The organism is Kitasatospora sp. SolWspMP-SS2h, from assembly GCF_003259315.1.
GTDB lineage: Bacteria > Actinomycetota > Actinomycetes > Streptomycetales > Streptomycetaceae > Kitasatospora > Kitasatospora fiedleri.
In genome coordinates this window covers 16,311-39,906 of the sequence record NZ_QLLT01000009.1, presented here as the reverse complement: position 1 = coordinate 39,906, position 23,596 = coordinate 16,311, and the positions used below count along the sequence as shown (strand labels likewise).

General features: G+C 75.4%; 26 protein-coding genes. 12 read left to right on the top strand and 14 right to left on the bottom strand.

Going from position 1 to position 23,596, the window contains the following annotated elements; all coding sequences use genetic code 11:
• Nucleotides 1–153 precede the first annotated feature (153 nt).
• A complete protein-coding gene (locus K353_RS12760; protein ID WP_111553714.1) occupies nucleotides 154–930 on the bottom strand; it encodes a helix-turn-helix domain-containing protein in 777 nt (258 codons plus the stop codon).
• A 253-nt stretch (nucleotides 931–1,183) separates the two neighbouring features.
• On the opposite strand from K353_RS12760, the gene K353_RS12755 reads away from it, so the two are divergent.
• The 3 genes from K353_RS12755 (at nucleotide 1,184) to K353_RS12745 (ending at nucleotide 3,710) form a co-directional block, all read left to right on the top strand.
• Nucleotides 1,184–1,852 (top strand): DUF4097 family beta strand repeat-containing protein, encoded by a 669-nt coding sequence (locus tag K353_RS12755; RefSeq protein ID WP_111553713.1) that lies wholly within the window; start codon nucleotides 1,184–1,186, stop codon nucleotides 1,850–1,852.
• Nucleotides 1,853–1,941: 89 nt separating this feature from the next.
• Nucleotides 1,942–2,937, top strand: coding sequence for an ATP-binding cassette domain-containing protein (locus tag K353_RS12750; protein ID WP_111553712.1), 996 nt, complete (start codon nucleotides 1,942–1,944; stop codon nucleotides 2,935–2,937).
• Complete coding sequence (locus tag K353_RS12745) at nucleotides 2,934–3,710, top strand: ABC transporter permease (RefSeq protein WP_111553711.1); 777 nt, start codon at nucleotides 2,934–2,936, stop codon at nucleotides 3,708–3,710. Before K353_RS12750 ends, K353_RS12745 begins: the two co-directional genes overlap by 4 nt.
• Nucleotides 3,711–4,223: 513 nt before the next feature.
• On the opposite strand, the gene K353_RS12740 is transcribed toward K353_RS12745, so the two are convergent.
• Together K353_RS12740 and K353_RS12735 are read right to left on the bottom strand one after the other, a co-directional pair.
• A complete protein-coding gene (locus K353_RS12740) occupies nucleotides 4,224–5,060 on the bottom strand; it encodes a hypothetical protein (protein ID WP_111553710.1) in 837 nt (278 codons plus the stop codon).
• Entirely contained in the window at nucleotides 5,057–5,635 is a 579-nt protein-coding gene (locus K353_RS12735; RefSeq protein ID WP_111553709.1) for a SigE family RNA polymerase sigma factor, read from the bottom strand. Before K353_RS12735 ends, K353_RS12740 begins: the two co-directional genes overlap by 4 nt.
• A gap of 226 nt (nucleotides 5,636–5,861) precedes the next feature.
• On the opposite strand from K353_RS12735, the gene K353_RS12730 reads away from it, so the two are divergent.
• A complete protein-coding gene (locus K353_RS12730; protein WP_305000297.1) occupies nucleotides 5,862–7,118 on the top strand; it encodes a serine hydrolase in 1,257 nt (418 codons plus the stop codon).
• A 116-nt stretch (nucleotides 7,119–7,234) separates the two neighbouring features.
• Here the strand turns inward: K353_RS12730 and gap are convergent, their stop codons facing one another.
• The 5 genes from gap to K353_RS12705 form a co-directional block, all read right to left on the bottom strand.
• On the bottom strand, nucleotides 7,235–8,233 hold the full coding sequence (gap, locus tag K353_RS12725; protein ID WP_111553707.1) for a type I glyceraldehyde-3-phosphate dehydrogenase: 999 nt from the start codon (nucleotides 8,231–8,233) through the stop codon (nucleotides 7,235–7,237).
• A 138-nt stretch (nucleotides 8,234–8,371) separates the two neighbouring features.
• Nucleotides 8,372–9,328 carry a GlxA family transcriptional regulator gene (locus tag K353_RS12720; RefSeq protein WP_111553706.1) on the bottom strand — a complete coding sequence of 319 codons (957 nt, stop codon included), beginning with the start codon at nucleotides 9,326–9,328 and terminating at the stop codon, nucleotides 8,372–8,374.
• A 131-nt stretch (nucleotides 9,329–9,459) separates the two neighbouring features.
• Nucleotides 9,460–10,131, bottom strand: a complete 672-nt coding sequence (locus tag K353_RS12715) for an NAD(P)-dependent oxidoreductase (protein ID WP_111553891.1) — start codon at nucleotides 10,129–10,131, stop codon at nucleotides 9,460–9,462.
• 36 nt (nucleotides 10,132–10,167) lie between these two features.
• Nucleotides 10,168–11,070 carry a sigma-70 family RNA polymerase sigma factor gene (locus K353_RS12710; protein WP_111553705.1) on the bottom strand — a complete coding sequence of 301 codons (903 nt, stop codon included), beginning with the start codon at nucleotides 11,068–11,070 and terminating at the stop codon, nucleotides 10,168–10,170.
• 184 nt (nucleotides 11,071–11,254) lie between these two features.
• The gene (locus K353_RS12705) at nucleotides 11,255–11,887 is read right to left on the bottom strand and encodes a DinB family protein (protein WP_111553704.1); all 633 of its coding nucleotides are present in this window, start codon (nucleotides 11,885–11,887) and stop codon (nucleotides 11,255–11,257) included.
• Nucleotides 11,888–12,055: 168 nt separating this feature from the next.
• Between K353_RS12705 and K353_RS12700 the strand changes: the two genes are divergently transcribed.
• Nucleotides 12,056–13,042, top strand: a complete 987-nt coding sequence (locus tag K353_RS12700; RefSeq protein ID WP_111553703.1) for a YafY family protein — start codon at nucleotides 12,056–12,058, stop codon at nucleotides 13,040–13,042.
• Entirely contained in the window at nucleotides 13,039–13,419 is a 381-nt protein-coding gene (locus K353_RS12695) for a MerR family transcriptional regulator (RefSeq protein ID WP_111553702.1), read from the top strand. The genes K353_RS12700 and K353_RS12695 overlap by 4 nt, the downstream gene beginning before the upstream one ends.
• A gap of 102 nt (nucleotides 13,420–13,521) precedes the next feature.
• On the opposite strand, the gene K353_RS12690 is transcribed toward K353_RS12695, so the two are convergent.
• Entirely contained in the window at nucleotides 13,522–14,097 is a 576-nt protein-coding gene (locus K353_RS12690) for a TetR/AcrR family transcriptional regulator (RefSeq protein ID WP_111553701.1), read from the bottom strand.
• Nucleotides 14,098–14,203: 106 nt separating this feature from the next.
• On the opposite strand from K353_RS12690, the gene K353_RS12685 reads away from it, so the two are divergent.
• Nucleotides 14,204–15,178 carry an NADP-dependent oxidoreductase gene (locus K353_RS12685; RefSeq protein ID WP_111553700.1) on the top strand — a complete coding sequence of 325 codons (975 nt, stop codon included), beginning with the start codon at nucleotides 14,204–14,206 and terminating at the stop codon, nucleotides 15,176–15,178.
• Nucleotides 15,179–15,221: 43 nt separating this feature from the next.
• On the opposite strand, the gene K353_RS34840 is transcribed toward K353_RS12685, so the two are convergent.
• Nucleotides 15,222–15,770, bottom strand: a complete 549-nt coding sequence (locus tag K353_RS34840) for a hypothetical protein (protein ID WP_233533538.1) — start codon at nucleotides 15,768–15,770, stop codon at nucleotides 15,222–15,224.
• A gap of 18 nt (nucleotides 15,771–15,788) precedes the next feature.
• Here K353_RS34840 and K353_RS12675 point away from each other — a divergent pair, with 18 nt between their 5' ends.
• Together K353_RS12675 and K353_RS12670 are read left to right on the top strand one after the other, a co-directional pair.
• On the top strand, nucleotides 15,789–16,637 hold the full coding sequence (locus K353_RS12675) for an amidase family protein (protein ID WP_233533537.1): 849 nt from the start codon (nucleotides 15,789–15,791) through the stop codon (nucleotides 16,635–16,637).
• Between the two features lie 212 nt (nucleotides 16,638–16,849).
• Nucleotides 16,850–17,962, top strand: coding sequence for a PD40 domain-containing protein (locus K353_RS12670; RefSeq protein WP_111553697.1), 1,113 nt, complete (start codon nucleotides 16,850–16,852; stop codon nucleotides 17,960–17,962).
• Between the two features lie 102 nt (nucleotides 17,963–18,064).
• Here the strand turns inward: K353_RS12670 and K353_RS12665 are convergent, their stop codons facing one another.
• The 4 genes from K353_RS12665 to K353_RS12650 all read right to left on the bottom strand — a co-directional run bounded on the left by K353_RS12665 (nucleotide 18,065) and on the right by K353_RS12650 (nucleotide 20,922).
• Nucleotides 18,065–18,658 (bottom strand): hypothetical protein, encoded by a 594-nt coding sequence (locus tag K353_RS12665; protein WP_111553696.1) that lies wholly within the window; start codon nucleotides 18,656–18,658, stop codon nucleotides 18,065–18,067.
• Between the two features lie 27 nt (nucleotides 18,659–18,685).
• Nucleotides 18,686–19,195 (bottom strand): histidine phosphatase family protein, encoded by a 510-nt coding sequence (locus K353_RS12660; protein WP_111553695.1) that lies wholly within the window; start codon nucleotides 19,193–19,195, stop codon nucleotides 18,686–18,688.
• A gap of 211 nt (nucleotides 19,196–19,406) precedes the next feature.
• The gene (locus tag K353_RS12655) at nucleotides 19,407–19,928 is read right to left on the bottom strand and encodes a YbhB/YbcL family Raf kinase inhibitor-like protein (protein ID WP_111553694.1); all 522 of its coding nucleotides are present in this window, start codon (nucleotides 19,926–19,928) and stop codon (nucleotides 19,407–19,409) included.
• 148 nt (nucleotides 19,929–20,076) lie between these two features.
• Nucleotides 20,077–20,922: an alpha/beta hydrolase gene (locus tag K353_RS12650; RefSeq protein WP_111553693.1), complete on the bottom strand. Its 846-nt coding sequence runs from the start codon at nucleotides 20,920–20,922 to the stop codon at nucleotides 20,077–20,079.
• Between the two features lie 94 nt (nucleotides 20,923–21,016).
• On the opposite strand from K353_RS12650, the gene K353_RS12645 reads away from it, so the two are divergent.
• From K353_RS12645 to K353_RS12635, 3 genes are all read left to right on the top strand, one after another.
• Entirely contained in the window at nucleotides 21,017–22,180 is a 1,164-nt protein-coding gene (locus K353_RS12645; protein WP_111553692.1) for a hypothetical protein, read from the top strand.
• A gap of 133 nt (nucleotides 22,181–22,313) precedes the next feature.
• The gene (locus tag K353_RS12640; RefSeq protein WP_014136828.1) at nucleotides 22,314–22,610 is read left to right on the top strand and encodes a type II toxin-antitoxin system VapB family antitoxin; all 297 of its coding nucleotides are present in this window, start codon (nucleotides 22,314–22,316) and stop codon (nucleotides 22,608–22,610) included.
• A gap of 237 nt (nucleotides 22,611–22,847) precedes the next feature.
• Entirely contained in the window at nucleotides 22,848–23,549 is a 702-nt protein-coding gene (locus K353_RS12635) for a LytR C-terminal domain-containing protein (RefSeq protein ID WP_111553691.1), read from the top strand.
• Nucleotides 23,550–23,596 lie beyond the last annotated feature (47 nt).

The window sequence follows — 23,596 nt, the reverse complement described above, 5'->3', positions numbered from 1 at the left end:
GAGGACCCCGACCTGATCACCGCCCGACGGCCCGACGGCCCGACGGGCGCGGCCTCCGGATGTCGTTCGACCCGCCGGGCCGGATCACCTCCGTCGAGGGCTCGGCAGGCGGGTGCTGACGGCTCAACTCCGGCTGTCCGCAGAGCCGTTCGCCTAGCCGTCCGTGGAGCCCTCCGCCGAGCCGTCCGTGGGGCCTTCGGCCGGGCCGTCCGGTTCCCGGACGGGTTTGGTGAACAGCACGTCGCGGCTCTGGTCGGCGGCGCGCAGCAGCATCTCGGAGAGGTGGTCGAGGAACCGGGCGACGTTCTCCAGCCGCGTCCCGGCCGGGCTGGTCGAGCCGAGCACGGCGACGCCCTGCCGGGCGGTGGCGGCCACCGCGGCGTTGGCGTGGGCGCTGGCCACCGCGGACTGATACCAGATCTCGTCGTCCACCGCGTAGCGCTCGCGGCGGCGCTCGTCGCGCTCCCGGCGGATCATCGACTGCTCGTCCAGGAACGCCACCGCCTTGGAGACGGACGCCGGGCTGACCTGGAGGCGCCGGGCGAGTTCGGTGGCGGTCAGGCTGCCGGAGTCGGTGAGCAGCAGCGCGGCCAGCACCCGGGCGGGCATCCGGCTCAGGCCGGACTGCATGAAGACGGTGGTGATCGCCTCCTCGAAGGCGTCCACCGCGCCGGGGTCGCGCCCGTCGTCGGGGCGGTCGGCCGGGTGCGGGTCGCGGGGCGGCGCGGCCCGGCGGTGGGTGCGGTGCTCGGTGGCCCGCTGGGCGAGGTCGGCCCGGTAGCCGGCCGGGCCGCCGTTGCGCATGACCTCCCGGGTGACGGTCGAGGTCGGACGGTCGAGCCGGCGGGCGATCTCCGCGTAGGCCAGGTCGTCGGCCAGCCCCAGCGCGATCTGCTGGCGCTCCTGCTGGGTGAGCCTGCCTCCCGGCATCGGGACCTCCTTCTGCGGTGCGTGACGTTGCCGCGCCCAGCATAGCGTTCACCGCCATTGCATTGCAACGAAAGCCACCCCTGACGTTGCGTTACCTCCAGGATCATTGCAATGATTTCCCTGCTTCCACCTGCGTCAATGGCATTCGATTGCAACAAACCTGTTGCCTGATCTGTGAACGCAACGTAGCGTTTCCAATGTCAGAAACGAAGCGGCGCCGCACCGGCACCGCACCGCGAGCAGGGAGCCCACCATGCAGAAGTTCGACACCGCCGCCCCGGTCACCGTCGTCCTGGACGTCCCGGCCGGCCTGGTCCGGTTCATCGCCGCCGACCGCACCGACACCGTGGTCGAGCTGCGCCCCGCCGACCCCGCCAAGGGCCGCGACGCGAAGGCCGTCGAGCACACCGAGGTCGGCTACGCCGACGGCGTGCTGCGGATCGTCACCGACTCCGCCGCGCACCGCCTGCTCGGCCCGGCCGGTGCGCTGGAGGTCACCGTGCAACTGCCCTCCGGCTCCACGGTCGAGGCGAAGAGCGCGGACGCCCGGCTCCGCGGCGTCGGCCGGCTCGGCGCGGTCACCTTCGAGAGCGCCCGGGGCTCGGTCAAGCTCGACGAGGCGTCCACCGCCCGACTCACCCTCCAGGACGGCGACATCGAGGTCGGCCGTCTCACCGGCCCCGCCGCGTTCAGCACCCAGCGCGGCGACCTGACCGTCACCGAGGCGGTGCGCGGCGCGCTCGAACTGACCACCCGGTCCGGCTCGATCGCGGTCGGCGTGGCCCGCGGCGTCTCCGCCTCGCTGGACGCCGGCACCGGCCACGGCCGCATCGACAACGCGCTGCGCAACGCCGACGACGTCCCGGCGGTCACCATCCGCGCCACCACGGCGCACGGCGACGTCTCCGCCCGCACCGTCTGACCCGCCGCCGCCCCGCTCGGCCCGGCCCGACCCGGCCCAACTCAGCACCGCCGTCCCCGCACCGACCCCCACACCCCCAGGAGCACCCCATGACCGGCCTGGCCATCGCGGCGAACGGGCTGCGCAAGTCCTACGGCGACAAGAACGTTCTGAAGGGCGTCGACCTCGCCGTCCCCACCGGAACGGTCTTCGCCCTGCTCGGCCCGAACGGGGCCGGCAAGACCACCGCCGTCAAGATCCTCTCCACCCTGGTCACCCCCGACGCCGGGGAGATCAGCGTCGGCGGGCACGACCTGGCCACCGAGGCCCAGCAGGTGCGCGCCGCGATCGGCGCCACTGGCCAGTTCTCCGCCGTCGACGGCCTGATCACCGGCCGGGAGAACATGCTGCTGATGGCCGACCTGCACCGCCTGCCCAAGGCCGAGGGCCGCCGGGTGGCCACCGAGCTGCTGGCCCGCTTCGACCTCACCGACGCCGCCGACAAGCCCGCCTCCACCTACTCCGGCGGCATGAAGCGCCGCCTGGACATCGCGATGACCCTGGTCGGCGGCCCCCGGATCATCTTCCTCGACGAGCCCACCACCGGGCTCGACCCGCGCAGCCGCCACGGCATGTGGCAGATCATCCGGGAACTGGTCGCCGGGGGCACCACCGTCCTGCTCACCACCCAGTACCTGGAGGAGGCCGACCAGCTCGCCGACCGGATCGCCGTCCTGCACGACGGCGTGATCGCGGCCGAGGGCACCGCCGAGGAGCTCAAGCGCCTGGTCCCCGGCGGCCACGTCCGGCTCCGGTTCACCGACCCCGCCGCCCACCGCGCCGCGGCCGACGCACTCGCCGAGGCCGCCCGCGACGACGAGGCGCTCGCCCTGCGCGTGCCCAGCGACGGCAGCCAGCGCGCCCTGCGCTCGGTCCTCGACCGGCTGGACGCCGCCGGCGTCGCGGCCGACGAACTCACCGTCCACACCCCCGACCTCGACGACGTCTTCTTCGCCCTGACCGGCGCCCCCGCCCTCCCGGCCCAGACCGCCGCCCCCACCGCCTCCGCCACCCAGGCCGCTTCCGCCAAGGAGAACGCACGATGAGCCAGCTCGCCCTCGCCGTCCGCGACTCGTCCACCATGCTGCGGCGCAACCTGCTGCACGCCCGGCGCTACCCGTCGCTCACCCTGAACCTGCTGCTCACCCCGGTGATGCTGCTCCTGCTGTTCGTCTACGTCTTCGGCAGCGCGATGAGCGGCGGCCTGGGCCGCTCCGCCTACGTCACCTACCTGGTGCCCGGCATCCTGATGATGACCATCGGCTCGACCGTGATCGGCACCGCCGTCTCGATGGCGACCGACATGAACGAGGGCATCGTCGCCCGGTTCCGCACCATGGCGATCCACCGCGGCTCGGTGCTGTTCGGCCGGGTGGCCGGCAGCGTGCTCCAGTCGGTGGCCAGCGTGGTGCTGGTCGGCGCGGTCGGGGTGGCGATCGGCTTCCGCTCGCACGACGCGAACCCGCTGGAGTGGCTGGCCGCGTTCGGCCTGCTCGCCCTGGTCGCCCTGGCGCTCACCTGGATCGCCGTCGGCATGGGCCTGGGCAGCCCCAACGCGGAGGCCGCCAGCAACGCCGCGATGCCGCTGATCCTGCTGCCGATGATCTCCAGCGCCTTCGTCCCGCTGCACTCGATGCCCGGCTGGTTCCAGCCGGTCGCCCAGTACCAGCCGTTCACCCCCGCCATCGAGACCCTGCGCGGCCTGCTGCTGGGCACCGGCATCGGCAACAACTGGTGGATCGCCCTGCTGTGGTGCGCGGCCCTCACCGTGCTCGGCTACCGCTGGTCCCGCGCCCAGTTCGACCGCGACCCGCGGTAGCCGCCACCCGCACCACACCCTCGGGGCCCTTCCGACGGCACGTCGAACCACCCGCACGGCGACGCGGTCGCCGCAGCGCGGGAAGGTGGATGACGAGCCGTCGGAAGGGCCGTTCCGCGTGCGCGCCCCGCACGCCTGCGGGCCCGTGACCGCCACCGCCGCTGCCGCGTGCGCGGGGGGACGGTGGGAGGCGGGTGGCGCGGAGGGCGCTGCGGCGCCGGGGGTCGACCGCCCGGACGCCCGGGGTCCGCGGATCGCGGCGCTGCCGCGCGGCGCGACCGTGGCCGCCGCCGGTCCGGACCTGGTGCGAACTGCTGCGAACTGCGAGGAAACGAACTGCACGAGCTGCACGGACCACGTGAGCCGTGTGTACTGCGGGTGTACTGCGGGTGCTGGCCGGTCCTCAGTGGCCGACCGGGGCGTCGGACGTCATCGCCCGCCACCGCCGGTGTCCGCTCCCGGTCGGTGGCCCGCCCCGAGGGCGGTGGTCCGCCCCGTTCCGGGTCAGGTGGTTCAGTGTCCGGCGGCCCCCTGCGTCCAGACCGGGTCGAGGACGAGGGCGGTGAGCGCCTCGCCGTTCAGCACCGGCGGTCCGGCGTACAGGTCCTGGCCGTGTCCGGGGAGCGGGACGTTACCGGACTCGGCCGCGATGACGGTGCCGTCGGTGCGGTACAGGTCGGCCCGCCACACCTGTGGGAGGTCCGCCGGTGCCGGCGGGAGGTAGAGCACCAGGGCGCTGCCGTCCGGCTGCCGGGTGGCGGAGCAGCCCGGCCGGTTGTTGCACGGGTCGGCCGGCTGTCCGGTCCCGTTCGGCAGGTGCATGATGCTGAGCTGCACGGTGCCGGTCTTCGTGCCGTTGGTGACGGTGTACCCCGCGCCGATCGTCTCCGGCAGGGGTCGGCTCGGTGCCGGGGTCCCGCCCTGGAGTTCGGCCAGCCTCTTCCGCTCCTCCGCGTCGGCGCCCGTGCTCCGGCTGTCGACCAGCGTCGGCCGGCCGTCCGCGTGGTAACCGGTCGGGAAGCGACTGCTGAGCAGGTCGGCGATCTCCGCGGGCGTGGTCGGCCCGGTACGGACGGTCGACGCGGAGAGGGAGGCGGACACGGAGGCCGTGCCCTGGCCGGCCGGGCCCACCGCGGCGGTGCTCGACGGGCCGCCCGCGAGGGCGGTCGCGCCGAACACCGCGACCGCGGCCACCGCGGCGGCGCTGCCCGTGACGGCGGCGAGCCGCAGCCCCCGGCGGCGGCGGCCGCGGTGCAGCAGCTCGGCCACCGGGGCCGGTCCGGCGGTGCCGTGACGGTCCGCCAGGTCCCGCAGCGCGCGGGACATCTCCTGGTCTTCGATGTCGTTCATCGGGTGATGTTCTCCTGGTTCTTCGACTGGATCAGCTGGGTCGCCCGGACCGGCGCCCAGTCCGACGGCCGGTCCGTGCGCCGGTCCGCCGGACGGTCCGCCGACAGGGCGGTGCGCAGCCGGGCCACCGCCCGGAAGTGCTGGCTCTTGACGGTGCCGACCGAGCAGCCGAGGACCGCGGCGGTGTCCTTCTCCGACAGGTCCTCGAAGTGCCGCAGGACGACCACCGCCCTCTGGCGGGGCGGTAGTTCGCGCAGCGCCCGGTACAGCTCGTCCGAGGCCTCCGGCGCCGCCGGGCCCCCGGTGGGGATGTCCGGCGGTTCGGCGATGAGCAGTTCCCTACGACGTCGCCGCCACCAGCTGATGTGGTTGTTGACCAGCATCCGCCGCAGGTAGGCGTGCGGGTCGTCGGCCCGTATCCGGCGCCAGCGCACGTACAGCTTGACCAGGCAGTCCTGGAGGAGTTCCTCCCCCCGGTGCCGGTCACCCGCGATCAGCGTCGCGGTGCGCAGGTGCCGGGGCCAGGCGGTCCCGACGAAATCGGCGTAGGCGTCGTCCTCGGTTTCTCGACTCACACCGACCAGACGCCCGGGCCCGGCGGAAAGGTTGTCAGCCCCGCCGACGAACTGCGGCCCGGGCCGCCACCGCCCCGGGGTCCACCCCCAGGGCCGGGCTCGGGGCCGGTTCGGGGTCGGTTCGGGGTCCGCCCCGGATGGCCCGGCGCGGCCCGGGCGGAAGACTCTTCCACGTCAGCGAGCAAGCAGTGCACGGGAGTTGGGGAGGCCGGGGATGAGCACGAGGATGACGGGAAGCGAGCCGGCGGGCACGGCCGCGATCAGCGCGCTGGTGGCGGCGCTCGGCGCGTCCGACGCGGCCGGCACCGGTGAGCCCGGTGCCGGTGAGCCCGGTGCCGGGGCGTTCGGCGCCGGGGCGTTCGGCGTCGGTCCGGCCGGGCCGGACGCCGCCGGGCCGGACGCCGCCGCGCTGCGGGCGTCGATCGCCGACCCGTCCGGCGCCGGGCTCACCAGCGCCGTGGTGCGGGTCGGTGGCACCGGAGGCCGCTGGACGGGCACCGCGGGGACGGGCGACCCGGCCACCGGGCGGCCGGTGCGGGCGGACGGCCGGTTCCGGGTCGGCAGCATCTCCAAGGTGTTCACCGCCACCGTGCTCCTGCAACTCGCCGCCGAGCGGCGGATCGACCTGGACGGCACCGTCCAGCGCCACCTCCCGGTGGCGCTGCCGGTCGGCCACCCGCCGGTGACGGTGCGCCAGCTCCTGAACCACACCAGCGGGCTGCCCGGCGGCAGCGAGCCCGGCGACGACGACGGCAGCGCCGCCTGGTTCGTCGCGCACGCCGCCGACCGCCGGACCCCGCAGCAGGTGCTCGACTCGCTGGCCGGCCGACCGGCGCGGTTCGCCCCCGGGACCGCCCAGCAGTACAACGGCGTCAACTACTTCCTGGCGGGCCTGCTGATCGAGCGGGTCACCGGCCGGAGCCTCGCCCGGGAGGTCACCGACCGGGTGCTGCGCCCGCTGGGCCTGCACCGCACCTCGGTGCCCGACGCCGCCGACACCTCGCTACCGGACCCGAGCGCGCACGCCGTGCTGGCCGTGCCCCGGCCGGACGGCGGCACCGACCTGGCGGACGTCACCCGGCAGAGCCCGTGGCCGTGGGCCGAGGGCGGCATGGTCTCCACCGCGCCCGACCTGGAGCGCTTCCTCACCGCTCTGCTCGGCGGCCGTCTGCTGCCGCCCGCCCAGCAGGCCGAGCTGTTCACCGTCCCGGACGTGCCGAACTTCCGGGGCCCGGGCCTCGACCTCGGCACGACCGCCGGCCGGGCCTGCCTCAGCGCCGGCCTGATGCGCCTCTCCCTCGCGCCCGGCCTGGTGCTGTGGGGCAAGACCGGCAGCCGCCCGGGCTGGACCAGCGCCGTGTTCGCCACCCGGGACGCCGCCCGGACCCTGGTGTACTCCTTCACCCCGACCTCCCGCCGGGGCGCCCCGTTCACCGCCCAGTACCGGGTCGCCGCCGCCGCGTTCGGCCTGCCCGGGCTGTGAGCGGCACCCGGCGGACGGAGCGCCCGACGGACGGGAACGACGGACCGGAACGGCGGACGGGGCCCGTGCCGCCGCGACGGCGGCGCGGGCCCCGTCCGGGGCGGTCAGCGGGCCGGTCAGCCCGCGGCGAGCAGCTCCAGGGTGTCGATCACCCGGTTGGAGAAGCCCCACTCGTTGTCGTACCAGGCGACCACCTTGACGTGGCGGCCGTCGACCCGGGTGAGCGCCGAGTCGAAGATCGAGGAGGCCGGGTTGCCGGTGATGTCGGAGGAGACCAGCGGGTCCTCCGAGTACTCCAGGACGCCCGCCAACTTGCCCTCGGCGGCCTCGCGGTAGGCGGCGAGCACCTCCTCGCGCGTGACGTCGCGGGCGACGGTGGTGTTCAGCTCGACGATCGAGCCGACCGGGACGGGCACCCGGATCGAGTCGCCGGACAGCTTGCCGTCCAGCTGCGGCAGCACCAGGCCGATCGCCTTGGCGGCGCCGGTGGTGGTCGGGACGATGTTGACGGCGGCGGCGCGGGCCCGGCGCGGGTCGCGGTGCGGGCCGTCCTGGAGGTTCTGCTCCTGGGTGTAGGCGTGCACGGTGGTCATGAACCCGTGCTCGATGCCCGCGAGTTCGTCGAGGACGGCGGCCAGCGGGGCCAGCGCGTTGGTGGTGCAGGAGGCGTTGGAGACGATGGTGTGCGCGGCCGGGTCGTAGGCCCCGGTGTTGACGCCGTAGGCGAGCGTGACGTCGGCGCCGTCGGACGGGGCGGAGACCAGCACCTTCTTGGCGCCGGCGGTCAGGTGGGCGCGGGCGGCCTCGGCGGAGGTGAACCGGCCGGTGGCCTCCAGCACGATGTCGACGCCGAGTTCGGCCCAGGGCAGGTCGGCCGGGTCGCGCTCGGCGAGGACCTTGATCCGGCGGCCGTCGACCACCAGGGTGTCGCCCTCGACGGTGACCGGGCGGCCGAGCCGGCCCGAGGTGGTGTCGTAGGCGAGCAGGCGGCCGAGCGTGGTGGGCTCGGTCAGGTCGTTGACGGCGACGACCTCCAGCTTGCTGTCGCGCTCCAGCAGGGCGCGCAGCACGTTGCGACCGATGCGGCCGAATCCGTTGACGGCGATGCGGGTCATGGGGTGGTGCCCTTCTCTGCGGCTCTCGCCCGCTGTTCCGGCGGGGCTGACCACTCCACTGTCGCTCGCCGGGAGGGGAGGCGGTAGTGGCACCCGTGCCATGGTGCGCAAGGATCGCGCCAAGCCGGGCGGGGGTGCTCACTCGCCCTTGGCGAAGGTCCGCCGGTAGTCGCTGGGCGTGGTCCCGAGGATCTGCTGGAAGTGCGCGCGCAGGTTCGCGCCGGTGCCCAGGCCGGTCTCGGCGGCGATCCGCTCGACCCCGTAGTCGGAGCGTTCCAGCAGCTCACGGGCGAGGTCGACGCGGGCCCGCAGCACCCACTGCATCGGCGTGTAGCCGGTGTCCTCGACGAAGCGGCGGGAGAAGGTGCGCGGCGAGACGGCGGCGTGCCGGGCCAGCGCCCGCACGGTCAGCGGCCCGCCCAGCCGGTGCAGCGCCCACTCCCGGGTGGCCGCGAACCGCTCGCCGACCGGCTCGGGCACGCTGCGCGGCACGTACTGGGCCTGGCCGCCGCTGCGGTACGGCGCGGCGACCAGCCGGCGCGCGGTGTGGTTGGACGCGGCCACCCCGAGGTCGCTGCGCAGCACGTGCAGGCACAGGTCGATGCCGGACGCGGCGCCCGCCGAGGTGAGCACGCTGCCCTCGTCGACGAACAGCACGTTCTCGTCCACCCGCACGCCGGGGTACTTGGCGGCCAGCGCCCGGGTGTAGTGCCAGTGCGTGGTGGCCCGGCGGCCGTCCAGCAGGCCGGTCGCGGCCAGTGCGAACGCCCCGGTGGAGATCGCCGCCAGCCGGGCGCCGCGGGCGTGCGCGGCGCGCAGCGCGGCCACCACGGCGGGCGGCGGGTCGTCCCGGTCGGGGTGCCGGTAGCCGGGCACGAACACCGACTCGGCCCACTCCAGCGCCTCCAGCCCGTGCGCCACGTGGTACGAGAGCCCGTCCCCGCCCGCGACCAGCCCGGGCGCCGCCCCGCACACCCGCACCTCGTACGGCATGCTGCCGCGGGTGGAGAACACCTGCGCCGGGATTCCGACGTCGAGCGGTTTGGCACCGTCCAGGACCAGCACGGCCACCCGGCGCAGACGAGGAGTCGACACCCGCCCAGGGTAGGCGCGGCACGGCGTCCGGCGGCGCGGGCGGGTGCGGGGCGGCGGCACGGCGGCGTCCGGCGCCCCGGCCGCGGCGCGGGCGCACCGCGGTGCCTCCCGGCGGGCCGGGAGGCGTCCGGTCAGTCGGCGATCCCGAGGACGCGCCCGACGGTGTCGGGGTCGTCGATGCTGCGCAGCATGCAGTGCGCGACGTCGGCCCGGGAGACCTTCGACCCGCCGCGCAGGTTCCGCCCGTAGGCGATCCGGTAGTCGCGGGTGAGCGGCTTGTCGGTGAGCTGGGGCGGGCGGACCACCGTCCAGTCCAGGCCGCTGGCCAGCACCGCGTCCTCCATCCGGGCCAGGTCCGCGTAGTGCGCCCGCAGCACCCGCTTGACCAGCGGCGTCAGCACGTACCGCATCACCGGGCCCTCGCCCGGGTCGTGCCGGGGCGGGTGCGGGCGGCCCGGTGAGGGCACCGTCCCGATCGGTGCGGCGCTCACCACCAGCAGCCGCCGCGCCCCGGTCTCCCGCATCGCGCCGACCAGCGCCCGCGTCCCGCTCTCGGCGACCCCGACGCCGGCCTTCCCGACCGCGCCGAGCCCCGACAGCACCGCGTCCGCGCCCGCCACCGCGTCCCGCAGCTCCGGCGCCCCGGCCGTCGCCAGGTCCGCCCGCACCACCCGCACCCCGGGCCGCTCGCCCAGTTTGGCCGGATCGCGCACCACCGCCGTCACCTCGTGCCCGGCCTCCAGCGCCTGCGCCAGCAGGTGCCGCCCGATCCCGCCGGTGGCGGCCACCACGGTCAGCCTCATCGCCCTCTCCACCTTCCCGATCATCCTGACGCTCCGTCAATTGTTTTCTGCAACACCACTGTTGGCGCCGCTCAGCTTGTCCGGGTTGGTCACGAAGTAGATGTCCGTGACCTGCCCGCCGTCGGCCGACAGGTCCAGCACGAGCACCGCGAACGGCGCCTCCCCGACGAACAGCACCGCCGACGGGTCCCCGTTCGCGGTGGCCCACCGGACCCGGATGCCCTGCGGGGCCCGCGCCGAGCCGCCGACCAGCAGCCGGGCGACCTGCCCCCGGCCGCGCACCGGGCGCGGCCCGGCCGCGGTCGCCTTGCCGCCGCCGTCCGCCCAGAGCGTGACGTCGGGGGCGAGCAGCCGCAGCAGCCCGTCCAGGTCCCCGCCGCCGACCGCGGCCGCGAACCGCTCGGTGGCCTGCCGCCGCAGCGTCGCGTCCGCCCGGTACCGGGGCCGCCGGGCCCGGACGTGCTCGCGGGCCCGGTGGGCGAGCTGGCGGACGGCGGCGGGGCTGCGCCCGAGGATCTCGGCGGTCTCCGGGTGGCCGTAGCCGAACACCTCGTGCAGCACGAACACCGCCCGCTCCAGCGGGGTCAGCGTCTCCAGCACCACCAGCAGCGCGATCGACACCGCCTCGGCCCGCTCCCCCGGGTCCTCCTGCGCCGGGGCGATCAGCGGCTCGGGCAGCCAGGGCCCGAAGTAGCTCTCCCGGCGCCGGCTGATCTCGGCCCGCCGGGCGAGCGCGGTGTTCACGGCGGTGCGCACCAGGTACGCCCGCGGGTGGACCACCGGCCCGGCCTCGGCGGACCGGTGCCGGCCGGACCAGGCCAGCCAGGTCTCCTGGAGGACGTCCTCGGTGTCGGCGACCGTCCCCAGCAGGTTGTAGACCATCGAGAACAGCAGCTCCCGGTGCCTGGTGAACACCTCGGTGGCCTCGTCCGTCGTCACGCCCGTCTCCTCTCCGCGGCTGCATCCCGAGAGTGTCAGCACGGCCCGGGTGTGACACGGAACCGGAAGAAAAACCGGAACGGGAACAGGGACGGGGGTGAGGACGGGGACGGGGACGGCCCGCGCCCTGACGTGGTGCCGTCAGCGGCGCGGGCCGTCCCCGCGGCGGAGCCCCGACGAGGGGTCAGCCCATGCTCTTCTGCCCGTCCAGCGCCTCCCGGATGATGTCGGCGTGCCCGGCGTGCTGCGCGGTCTCAGCGATGACGTGCAGCACGGTGCGCCGGGCCGACCAGCTCGTGCCGGGGGCGAACCAGGGCGCCGCGGGCAGCGGGTGCGAGACGCCCAGGTCGGCCAGCCCGGTCAGCATCTCGTCGGTGCCGCGGGCCACCGCCTCGTACGCGGTGAGCACGCCGCGCAGGGTCTCGCCGGGCAGCAGCCGGAACTCGTCCGTGCGGGCCTGGACGTCGGCCTCGGTGAAGGAGCTGAAGTCCGGCATCGCCGAGGTGCCCCGGACGATGAACGCGGCCCACTGCCGCTCCACCGAGGTGACGTGCTTGATCAGGCCGCCGATGGTCAGCTCGCTGACGGTGGTGCGGCGGGACGCCTGCTCGTCGTCGAGGCCGCGGGCGGTCAGCCGCAGGAAGTGCCGGATGGCGCGGAGCTCGGCGATCAGATCGGCGTGCTCGCCGGTCAGGCCCTCGACGGCGGCGGCGGGGTACTGGCCGACCGCGGTCTCGACGGCCTCGGCGGCCTCGGCGGTCTGCGCGGCCTCGGCGGTCTGCGCGGTCTCGGTGGTCTGCGCGGTCTCGGTGCTCATGGTGGTCGCCTCTCCGAAGTGCGGTGCTGTCGCGGTGCCGGTGCGGTGCGGACGGGGTGCGCCCGGGTGCCTCGTACCGGCGGCCCGGCGCGGTCCCCCTCGCTCCGTGTTCCACGCTACGGAGCATTGCGGCCACCTTCCGTCCGCAATTGCCGGAGGATGGGACCCATGGCCGACACCAGTGCCCGCACCCTGCGCCTGCTCACCCTGCTCCAGTCCCACCGCTACTGGCCGGGCGGGGAGCTCTCCGCCCGGCTCGGCGTCTCCGCCCGCACCCTGCGCCGCGACGTCGACCGGCTGCGCGAGCTCGGCTACCCGGTGGAGGCCCGGCGCGGCGTCGACGGCGGCTACCAGCTGGCCGCGGGCGCCGCGCTGCCCCCGCTGGTGATCGACGACGAGGAGGCGGTCGCGCTGGCCGTCGGCCTCCAGGCGGCGGCGGACGGCGCGGTGGAGGGCATCGCGGAGGCCTCGGTACGGGCGCTGGCCAAGGTGGTCCAGGTGATGCCGGCCCGGCTGCGCCGCCGGGTGGAGGCCCTGCGGGCGGTGACCGTCCCGGCGAACTGGCGCGTCGACACCACCGCCCCGATCGACCCGGACGTCCTCACCGCCGTCGCCCTGGCCTGCCGGGACACCGAACGGCTGCGCTTCGGCTACCGGGCCGCCGACGGCACCCCCACCGAACGGCACGCCGAGCCGCACGGCCTGGTCCGGCTCGGCCGCCGCTGGTACCTGGTCGCCTACGACCTCACCCGCCAGGCGTGGCGCACCTTCCGCCTCGACCGCCTCTCCGCCCCCGCCGCCACCGGCGCCCGCTTCCTGCCGCGCGCCCTCCCGGCCGACGACGCCGCCGAGTTCGTCCGGGCCGGGCTGCAGGGCCAGCCCCGCCCGCACCGGGTCGAGGCGGTGGTGGACGCCCCCGCGGCGGCGGTCCGGCCGAAGCTCGGCACCTGGGCCGAGATCGAGGAGGTGGACGCCGGGCGCAGCCGGGTGCGGATGGACGCCGACGCCCTGGAGTGGCCCGCGATGGCCCTCGGCTCGCTGGGGGTCGACTTCCGGGTGGTCTCCCCGCCCGAGCTGTCCGCCCTGCTGGCCGCCTGGGGCGAGCGCTTCACCCGCTGCACCGGCGGCAACGAGCAGGCAGAATCGGGGCGGTGACGACACAGCAGCTGCTCACTCCCGCCGAGGCCGCCGAACGCTCGGGGTTCAGCCTGGACACCCTGCGCTACTACGAGCGGATCGGCCTGCTCACCTCCATCACCCGCGCCACCAGCGGCCACCGCCGTTTCAGCCCCGACGACATGGGCTGGCTGGGCATCCTGCGCTGCCTGCGCGACACCGGCATGCCGATCGCCGACATGCGCCGCTACGCCGAACTCGCCCGCACCGAGGGCCCGGACGGCCTGCTCGGCCGGATCGAACTGCTGGAACGGCACGACACCGCCGTCCACGACCAGATCGCCCTGCTGGAGCGCCAACGCACCCACCTCCGCGACAAGATCGACTACTACCGCAGCGTCCTCGCCGCCGACTGACGCCCGGGTCGGGCCGCCCCCTCGGACCGGCGGCCCCTCGTACCGGCGGCCCCTCGGACCCGCAGCCCCGCAGACCCGCAGCCCCGCAGCCCCGCAGCCTCCTCAGACCCGGAGCCCGTCCACTACCAGCCCGAACAGGTGCTCGCTCCGCTCGGCCAGCACCGGTGCCTGGTCGGCGATCCAGCTGACGGCGTTGGCCAGCGCGAACAGGTCGGTGCCGGTGACGTCCGCCCGGATCCGCCCGGCCCGCTGGGCGGCGGCCAGCAGCCCGCCCCCGGCCTCCCGCATCGCCGTGCAGCTCGCGTGCAGCGGTGAGGCCGGGTCCCGGAGGGTGGCCAGCAGCGTGCCCGGCAGGTCCCGGTAGGCGCTCGCGCCCGCGCAGAACTCCCGCAGCCAGCCGACCAGCGCCGCCTCCGGGTCGTCCTGGTCGGCCGCCAACTCACCGGCCCGGAGCGCCAGTTCCTCGAAGCGCCGGGCGAGCAGCGCCTCCAGCAGCGCCTCCCGGTTGGGGAAGTGCCGGTAGAGCGTACCCAGTCCGACCTCGGCCCGCCGGGCGACGTCGCGCAGCGAGGCCCCGGCGCCCTGTTCGGCGAGCACCTGCGCACCGGCCTCCAGCAGCCGGTCCCGGTTGCGCCTGGCGTCCGCGCGCGGCGCCCGGGCGGTCGGCTCAACAGACATGACTCATCCCGTCGTTGACATTCGGAGCGATGCTCCGTTTAACTTTCCGGAGCAGCGCTCCGCATTCTACGGCAGCGCTCTCCGACCTGCGGAGGGGGAGACACCCATGACGATCGACAGCATGTGGGCGGTACGGCTGCACGCCTTCGGCGAGCCCGAGGTGCTGGTCCGCGAACGGGTGCCGCGGCCGGTGCCCGGCCCCGGCGAGGCCCTGGTCCGGGTGCACGCGGCGGGCGTCAACCCGCCCGACTGGTACGCCCGCAGGAACTTCGACACCATCCCGGCCGAGCTGCGCCCGCCGCTCGCCCTCCCGCTGATCCCGGGCAGCGACATCTCCGGCACGGTCGCCGCCACCGGCCCGGGCTCCGCCTGGGAGGTCGGCGAACGCGTCCACGGACTGGTCAACTTCCCCGGCCGGGGCGCCGGTTACGCCGAGTACGCGACCGCGCCGGACGCCCACCTGGCCCGCCTGCCCGACGCCCTGGACCACCCGACCGGCGCCGCCCTCCCGATGGCCGGCCTGACCGCCTACCAGTACCTCACCCAGCTGCTGCGCCCCGCGCCGGGCATCACCGCCGTGGTCAACGGCGCGGCCGGCGGCGTCGGCCACCTCGCCCTGCAACTCCTCCGGGCGGGCGGCGCCGGCCAGGTGATCGCGGTCGCCTCCGGCCGACACCGGGACTTCCTGCACGAGCTGGGCGCCGACCGCTTCGTCGACTACACCGCCGGGCCGGTCGCGGACACCGTCCGGGACGCCGACCTGCTCCTCGACACCGTCGGCGGCCCGGACGCCCACCGTCTGCTCCCGGTCCTGCGCCGGGGCGGCCGGGTCGCCCCGGTCTTCCTCGGCGACTACCACCGCGAGCACGCCACCAGCGAACTCGGCCTGACCTTCAACGACCGCTTCTGGCAGGTCCGTTCCAGCGGCGAGGACCTCACCGCCCTGGACGCCCTGGTGGCGGCCGGCACCGTCCGGGTCGCCGTCACCGCCGTCTTCCCCCTCGCCGACGCCGCCGCCGCCCACCGCCGCGCCGAACAGGGCCACCTGCGCGGCAAACTGGTCCTGCACGTCGCCGACTGACGCCCCGCCCCGGCCCGCCCCGCCCCGCCCCGCCGTAGGCCGGCTACGCGGTCCGGGCGTCCCGCTCCCGCAGCGTCGCGGCGCCCCGGCGCTCCCAGCCCTCCGCCCGGACCGCCACCTCCCCGATCCGGTCGATCGCCCGGGCGATCTCCTGCGCCGGGGGCCGGAGCGGCGCGCTCATCCCGGCCAGCACGGCCAGCAGCGCCCGGAACTGCTCCAGCCCGGCCAGCCCTTCGCGGACCGCCCCGGCCAGGCCCACCAGCTCACCGAGGAACGCGTCCGCACCCGGCACCTCCCCCGGCGCCGACGCGGTCCGGAGCAGGTCCAGCACGGAGCCCACCGCCCGGTCGATCCGCTCCACGTGGACGGCGAACCGGTCCGCCCGCTCCCGCAGTTCGCCCGCCGGTGCGGCCAGCGCCGCCGCCATCCGCCCGGTCACCGCGAGGCCGACGGCCCCGGGCGCGTCCGGGCTCCACGCCTCCCGGACCTGCGGGCCGAACCGCTCCATCACCTCCGCCAGGTCGTTGATCGAGCGGGTCAGCGCGTTCACGTCCTCGCCCACCGCCCCCATGTCCGCGCCGAGCACCTGCACGGCGCCGCCACCGACGGGGTGCTCTCGCGCAGCGTCCGGGACAGCGCCGCGATGCTGGACGTGCTGGCCGGCGCACCCGACCCGGCCGGCCCGTACCTGCCGCACCGCCCGCCCGCCCCGTACGCCGAACTGGCTCGCCGCGCCCCGGGCTCGCTACGGATCGGCTTCACCACCCGTTCCCCGCTGGGCACCGCGGTGCACCCGGAGGCGGTCGCCGCCGTCGCGGACGCCGCGGCCCTGCTGGAGGGGCTCGGCCACCACGTCGAGGAGGCCGACACCGGCATCGACGAACGCGGCCTGGCCCTGGACTTCCTGGCCATGTGGGCCACCGAGACCGCCGTCACGGTGGACGCCGTCAAGCGGCTCACCGGCGCCGGGAACACGGGCTTCGAGCTCGACACCCACGTGCTGGCCGCCGCCGGCCGCCGGATGCGCGCGCCCGCCTCCTACGCGGCCCACCAGCGCTGGAACCTGTACAACCGCCAGCTCGCCGCGTTCCACACCCGGTACGACCTGCTGCTCACCCCCACCTTGGCCCAACCGCCGCTCCGCATCGGCGAGTTGGACACCCCGGCCGCCGTCCGGGCGCTGGCCCGGCTGCTGCTGCCGCTCGGCCTGCTGGGCCTGCTCAGCCGGACCGGGGCGTACGAGGAGGCGGTGATCGCCAACCTGGCGCCGGTCCCGTTCACCCAGCTCGCCAACATCACCGGTCGCCCCGCCGCCAGCGTCCCGCTGCACCGCACCCCGGACGGCCTGCCGCTGGGCGTGCAGTTCGTGGCGCCGCTGGGCGGCGAGGGCACCCTGCTCGCCCTCGCCGCCCAACTGGAGTCGGCCCGCCCCTGGGCCCACCTGGAGCCCGCGCTGTGACCGGCCGGGCAGCGGACCAGCCGGGCAGCGGAACGCCCGGCGGCGCACTCGGACGTGTCCGAACGCCTGTTGCCCCGCGGTGACAATTCGCGCATCCCGCCAGGTCATTGGGCGGCGAGACTTGAGTCATCGCCCCGGACGACGGAACGGAAGAACCGGCGGGGGCCGACCCACCGATCACCACCGACCACCGTTCCTGGGGGGAACCGTCCATGTCCGTGCGCGCCCGCCTCCGCCGCTCCTCCGCCGTCGCCCTGGTCTCCGCGATCACCGCCGGCTCCGCCCTGCTGCTGACCGCCTGCGACCCGTCCGGCGACAGCACCGGCGCGCAGCCCGCCGGTACCGCCCCGGCCCGCACCACCCCGACCGCCCCGACCGCCCCGGCCGGCACCGCGAGCGGCACCCCGACCACCCCGACCACCGCCTCCGCCGCCCCGTCGGCCCCGGCGAGCGCCGCCGCGTCCTCCCCCGCCCGGCAGCAGCCGTCCGCCGCGCCGACCAGGGCCGCCGCCGTCAACCGCACCAGGGGCACCGGACTGACCGTCAGCGACGGCACCCGCTACGTCGTGATGGACGGCCAGGTGGTCGACTTCGGCACCGTGGTCCGCGACCTGGCCTGGTCCCCCGACGGCAAGCGCGCCGCCTTCATCGACGGCAACGGCAACCTGGAGACCTCCGACCCGGACGGCGGCCACCAGGTCCTGGTCGCCCGGGCCCCGTCCGGCGTCACCTGGTCCCACCCGACCTGGCAGGTGTTCGTCCCCAGCGAGAACGACGCCGCCATGTACCTGCAGCCCAAGAACAACCTGCAGTTCACCGCCGAGGACCACGGCACCCTGCGGCTGCTCACCGTCCCCGCCGAGGGCGGCGCCCCGCAGCAGCTCGGCCTGGGCAACTTCAGCGACGACGACGCCAAGCCGCTCCCGGACACCGGCAACCTGTGGCCGAACGGCGCCGGGCGCTACGGCTCCTCGACCTACGCCAACCGGAACGACGGCCAGGTGTACCTCCGCGACGACTATCTGCGCCAGCAGGGCGGCGCCGTCACCAAGGGCTCCCAGCCCGACCTGTCCGACGAGGGCGACCTGGTGTTCGTCCGCTCCGTCGACGGCCACGACCACCTGTTCACCAAGACCGGCGGCTACGACGGCCCGGAGCGCGACCTCACCCCGCAGGCCACCGCGGACTGCACCGAGCCGGTCTTCTCCCCCGACGGCAGGACCGTCGCCTTCCGCGCCCCCGACGGCATCTACACCGTCCCGGCCAAGGGCGGCGCCCCGGTCAAGATCTCCGACACCGTCGGCCTGCCCGCCTACCGCAGCTGAGCCGCCCCCGCCGCCCCGCCGCCCCCGCCCGGGCGGCACCACCGAGCCGTCCCGGTCCGCGAATTCAGGGTCCGCGGACCGGGACCTCCACCCGGTCGCCCGCTACCGGGCGAGCCTGGCCAACTCCTCCTGAAGGTTCGGCAGTTGCTGGTCCGCGTCGTCGTGCGGCAGCCACTCGACCGGGTCGAGGAAGCGGAACACCACCCGGCTCGGGGTGATCGCGTACTCGTACTCGGCGAAGCCGACCACCGCGCCCGTCCCGCCCCGCGCGGCCCCCCGCAGCACGTGCGCGGTGAGCCCGTCCGGGACGTCGCCCTGGACGGCCGACACCCGGCGGCGGGCGTTCGAGCGGGCCAGGTACGGGCAGACCATCGAGGCGTACAGCATGCACGCCCGGTGGCCGGGGCCCTCCGTGGTGGGCGCCGTGTTCCGGTAGGGCCGGTCGGCCGCCAGCGCCTCGCCGATCGCCACCGCCTCGGCCCCGCCGACCACCCGCCACACCGTGCCGCGCGGCATCAGCGTGTTGCACACCGAGCACAGCCGCTCCCGGGCGCAGGCCGCGGACCGCTCGTAGTCGGTCAGCGCGAACTGCGGCGTCCCGTCCTCCCACGGGGTGATCGCGGGCACCGGGTAGCCCCGCCCGTCACGCGGGCGGGCCGCCACCGCGGGCGGCTTGGGAACGAGGTCGAAGCGCATGGCCCCATCCCTATCACGCCCCCGCGCTCACCCTCGGGGCACCGCGTACTCGACCAACTCGGCACCGCCGGGTTCGAGTTGTCCCCACTCCCCGGGCACGTCCAGCACCGCGACCCCGGCCGTGGAGAACTTCTCCCGCACCCGCTCCAGCGCCTCGCCCCCCGGCTCCGCGGCCAGCGCCAGCACCAGCTCCCGCACCTCGGGCCGGTGCCCGACCAGCATCACCGTCCGCACCACCGGAGGCAACTCCCGGAGCAGGTCGATCAGTTCACCCACCTCGGCGCGGTACGCCCGCGGTTCCAGGACGAGTTCGGGCGCGCCGCCGAGCTCCGGCTCGGCCAGCTCCCAGGTCTGCCGGGTGCGCACCGCGGTGGAGCAGAGCACCCGGTCCGGCACCAACTCGTGCTCCGCCAGCCACCGTCCGGCCGCCGCCGCGTCGGTCCGGCCGCGCTCGGCCAGCGGCCGCAGCTCGTCCGGGACGTCCGGCCAGTCCGCCTTGGCGTGCCGCAGCACGATCAACCGCCGCTGTTCCGTCATCCCCCCAGTGTGACCCGATCCGCGGAGCACACTCCACCGGACGCGCGGACCGGCCCGGTACCGGCGGAGAACCGGACGACACCCCGGCCCCGTCCGGATCCCCGTCCCGGAGGGCCCGGCCGCCCGGACGAGTCGCTCCCCCGGAGGAGCGGGTCGCCCGGACGACCGCCGGCCTGACGGCGTTCCTCCGCCGGGTCCCGGCCTGACCGGCTCACGGCGCCGACTGGTACTCCGCCGTCAGCACGCCCCGTCCGAGCGCGTGCGCGGTCAGGTGGAACCCCACCTGCGCGGCCGGCGTGTCCGGCCCGACCTCCAGCGTCGGCACGTCCAGCGCGTGCACCACGAACACGTACCGGTGCGCCGGCCCGGGCGGCGGCGCCGCACCGTCGTACCGGTGCCCCGGGAAGTCGTTGCGGACGTGGAACGCCCCGCCGGGCAGCTCCCCGTCGTCCGCCCCCGCGCCCCGCGCCAACCCCGTGGTCCCCGCCGGCAGGTCCACCGCCAGCCAGTGCCACCAGCCCGCCGCGGTCGGCGCGTCCGGGTCGTAGCACGTCACCGCGAACGACCGCGTCCCCTCCGGAGCCCCCTCCCAGGACAACTCCGGCGAGACGTTCCCCGCCGCGTGCACGTGCGCGTCCGGCATGACCCCACCGTCCACCAGATCCGCACTGCGCAGCTCGAACGCCGGCACCGGCGGCAGGAAGTCGTACGGAAGCGGAATGCGCCCGGTCATCGTTCACCGTCCTCATCGAAGGTGTGGAAACTCCTCCGGCAGTCTACGGAGCCCCACCCCATCACAGGTGACACCACCTCAGCCCGCCACCGGCGCACCCCCACTCCCGCCACCCCCCGGCCCTTCAATCCCCCGGCCCCTCAACCCCTCAACTCCGCCACAGCGCCTCGACCGCCGCCCCCAGCACCGTCTCCACCTTCCCCAGGTCGAAGACCAGGTCGAAGTGGTTGCGCCCCCCGACCAGCAGCTCGTGCACCGGTACCCCGTTCTCCCGGGCCGTCTCCGCGAACTCCGCCTGCTGCCGCCCGAACTCCGCCGTCTCGTGCTCCCCCAGCGCGAGCAGCACCGGCGGCAGCGCCGCCAGCGCGTCCGGCGCGGCGTACAGCGGGCTGAGCCGGCGGGCCCGGTCGAGGTCCAGGCCGAGCGGCTGGTTGACGTAGCTGAGGGTGACGGGTTCCAGGTCGTAGACGCCGCTGAGCAGGGCCGCGCCGCGGATCCGCCCGCGCAGTCGGGGGTCGAGCAGGGCGCTCGCCGCCAGGTGCGCTCCCGCGGAGCTGCCGCTGAGCACGACGCGTGCGGGGTCGGTGCCGAGTTCCGCCGCGTGCTCGACCAGCCAGAGCACCGCGGTGGTGACCTGTTCGGTGATCTGCTCGACCGTCCACTGCGGGGCGAGCCCGTAGCCGACGGCGGCGAACGCGGTGCCGTGCGGGACGAGGTCGAGCGCGGGGAAGACCGAGTCCTCCTTGCCGAGCTCCTGCCAGAAGCCGCCGTGCACGAAGACGTGCAGCGGCGCGCCGGGGCCGGCCGGGAAGAAGTCGAGCCGTTCGGGCCCGGCGGTGCCGTAGCGCAGCTCCCGGTGCCCGGCGAGTTCCTGGTAGGCCCGGCGGCTCTGCGCCGCGTACGCCGCGAGTTCGGCGTCGAAGTCGGCGACCTTGGTGCTGGGCGAGTACTCCCGGTCGAGTTCCCGCTGGTCGAAGCCCCGGTAGACCGTCATGCCGCCGCTCTCCTCACCCAACCAGGTATAGACCAATACGGGAGCGCGCGGTTAGCGTGGTCACTCCCCGTACTTCCTTCTCCGGAGTTGCCCCGTGGAGACGTCCGTCCTCGCCTTCGCCACCGACCTGCTCGACGAAGGGGCCGACACCTTCTTCGGCAACCTTACCGACCGGGCGGGCGTCGGCGGCGTCACGCTGGCCTCGGTCTACCACGAGGCGCGCGACGTCTTCCCGCACAACCCGCGCCGGGTGCTGCGCTACCTGGAGCCCGGCGCCGCGTACTTCCGCCCGGACCCGGCCCGCTGGGCCGGCCGCCGGCTCTCCCCGCTGCCGTCCACCGCGATCGGCACCCGTGACCCGTTCGCCGAGGCCGCTGAGGAGACCCGCCGCCGCGGCCTGAAGCTGCACGCCTGGACGGTCTTCTGCCACAACGACCGGCTCGGCTTCGCGCACCCCGACTGCGCCCCGGCCAACGCCTTCGGCGACCGCCACCTGACCGAGCTGTGCCCGGCCAACCCGGAGGTCCGCGCGTACTGCCGCACCGTGGTCGAGGAGCTGGCCCGGTACGGCGTGGATGCGATCCGGGCCGAGTCGCTGCACTTCCACGGCCTGGCGCACGGCTACCACCACGAGCGCTACTTCGAGGAGCTGGGCCCGGTCACCGAGGCGCTGCTGTCGGTCTGCTTCTGCCCGCACTGCCTGGCCGCCGCGACCGCCGCGGGCGTCCCCGCCGAGCACGTCCGCGACACCGTCCGCACCGAGCTGCGGGCCCGCCTCGCCGACGAGTCGCGCGCCCCGGCGCCCACCCCGCTGGACGAGCTGGCCGGCGGTGCCTTCGCCGCCTACGTGGACGCCTCCGCCCGGACCGTCACCTCGCTGGCCGCCGAGCTGGCCACCACCGCCGCCGCGCACGGCATGCGGCTGACCTTCATGGACGGCGGCGGCCCCGGTACCGGCTGGCTGTCCGGCATCGACCTGCCCGCCCTCGCGGGCGCCGCCCACCAGATCGAGACGCTCGGCTACGCGAGGACCCCGGAGGAGGTCCGCGAGAAGGTCGCCGCCTTCGCCCTGCACGGCGTCCGCCCGCAGGACATGGCGGTCATCCTGCGCCCGATGGCCTCCGACTGCGACGGACAGGCCAACCTCGCCGCCAAGATCGCCGCGCTGCGCGAACTCGGGGTCCCCGAGGTCGAGTTCTACAACTACGGCCTGATGCGGCTGTCCTCGCTGGACCGCATCGGCCAGGCCCTGCGGTGAGGTCCGGCCGCCGCGCCGGGCGACCGGAATGCGCCGTTCGCACGGATAGAGACCGTTCCGTCCCCCGGTCCGTTCAACGCACCGTTGGCCCCGCCTGCTGCGCCCGGAGCGTCCCGAACGGTAGGCTTTCCGTGTGATCTTCAAGCGCATCGGCAACGGGCGGCCGTACCCGGATCACGGCCGGACCAGCACCCGCCAGTGGGCGGACGTCGCGCCGCGTCCGGTGCGGCTGGACCAGCTGGTGACCACCAAGGGCCAGTTGGACCTGGAGACCCTCCTCGCGGAGGACTCCACGTTCTACGGGGACCTGTTCGCCCACGTGGTGAAGTGGCGCGGCGACCTGTACCTGGAGGACGGCCTGCACCGCGCCGTCCGGGCCGCCCTCCAGCAGCGGCAGGTCCTGCACGCCCGCGTGCTGGAGATGGACTGACCGCACGCCGTCCGGGGTGCCGGCCGGGACCATCCGGGACCATCCCGGGGCACGGCGCAACCGGTGCCGGTACCGGTACGTCCTTTCGAGTGCCGTCATCCCCCGGATGATGATCATCTAGTACCTGCGCACCCGTTGTCGGATTAGTCTGCTGACTACAGCGGTTCCGCGGTCCGTTCCCACGGCCGCCCCGCGGTCACCGGCACCCCACCCTGGCACCTATGGGGGAGACAGACCATGAGCATGTTGACTCCCCGGGGTTTGAAGGGGAAGCAGTACCGCGTCACCGGAAACGCCTACCCCAGGCTCAGCCGGCCCCCGCGCCGCGGCCGGAAGGTCGCCGTCGCGCTGGGCGGCGTCCTCGCCCTGGGCCTGGTCTCGGTCGGCGGCGTCCAGCTCTACGACGTCTTCACCGGCAAGAACGCCAAGGACGCCGCCGCCCAGGCGTGCGCCACCTCCTCCGGCAAGCCGCTGGCCGCCCCGGAGGGCTCCCCGTCGGCCGCCGCACCCGCCGCCGCGGCCGCCGCCGTCTCCGGCGCCCCGGCGCCCGCCCCGAGCAACACCGCGGTGCCGCAGCCCGCCGCCGTCACGGTGAACGTCTACAACGCCACCGACAAGTCCGGCCTGGCCGCCCGCACCGCCGACGAGCTCCGCAAGCGCGGCTTCGTGGTCGACAAGGTGGGCAACGCGCCCGCCGCGCTCGACAAGAAGGTCCCCGGCACCGCGCAGATCGTCAGCGGCCCCGGCGGCCTCGGCGCGGCCACCCTGCTGTCCTCCCAGGTCGCCACCGCGACCGCCACCGAGGACACCCGGGCCGACGCCACCGTCGACTTCGTCATCGGCGACACCTTCAGCGCCCTCGCCGACCCGGCCCAGGCCGCCGCCGCCCTCGCCGAACTCACCAAGCCCTCCCCCACCCCGGAGCCCGGCCACTGCTGAGCCCCGGCGCTCCCGGAGCAGCACGGCGGAGGTCCGGCCGGAGGCGG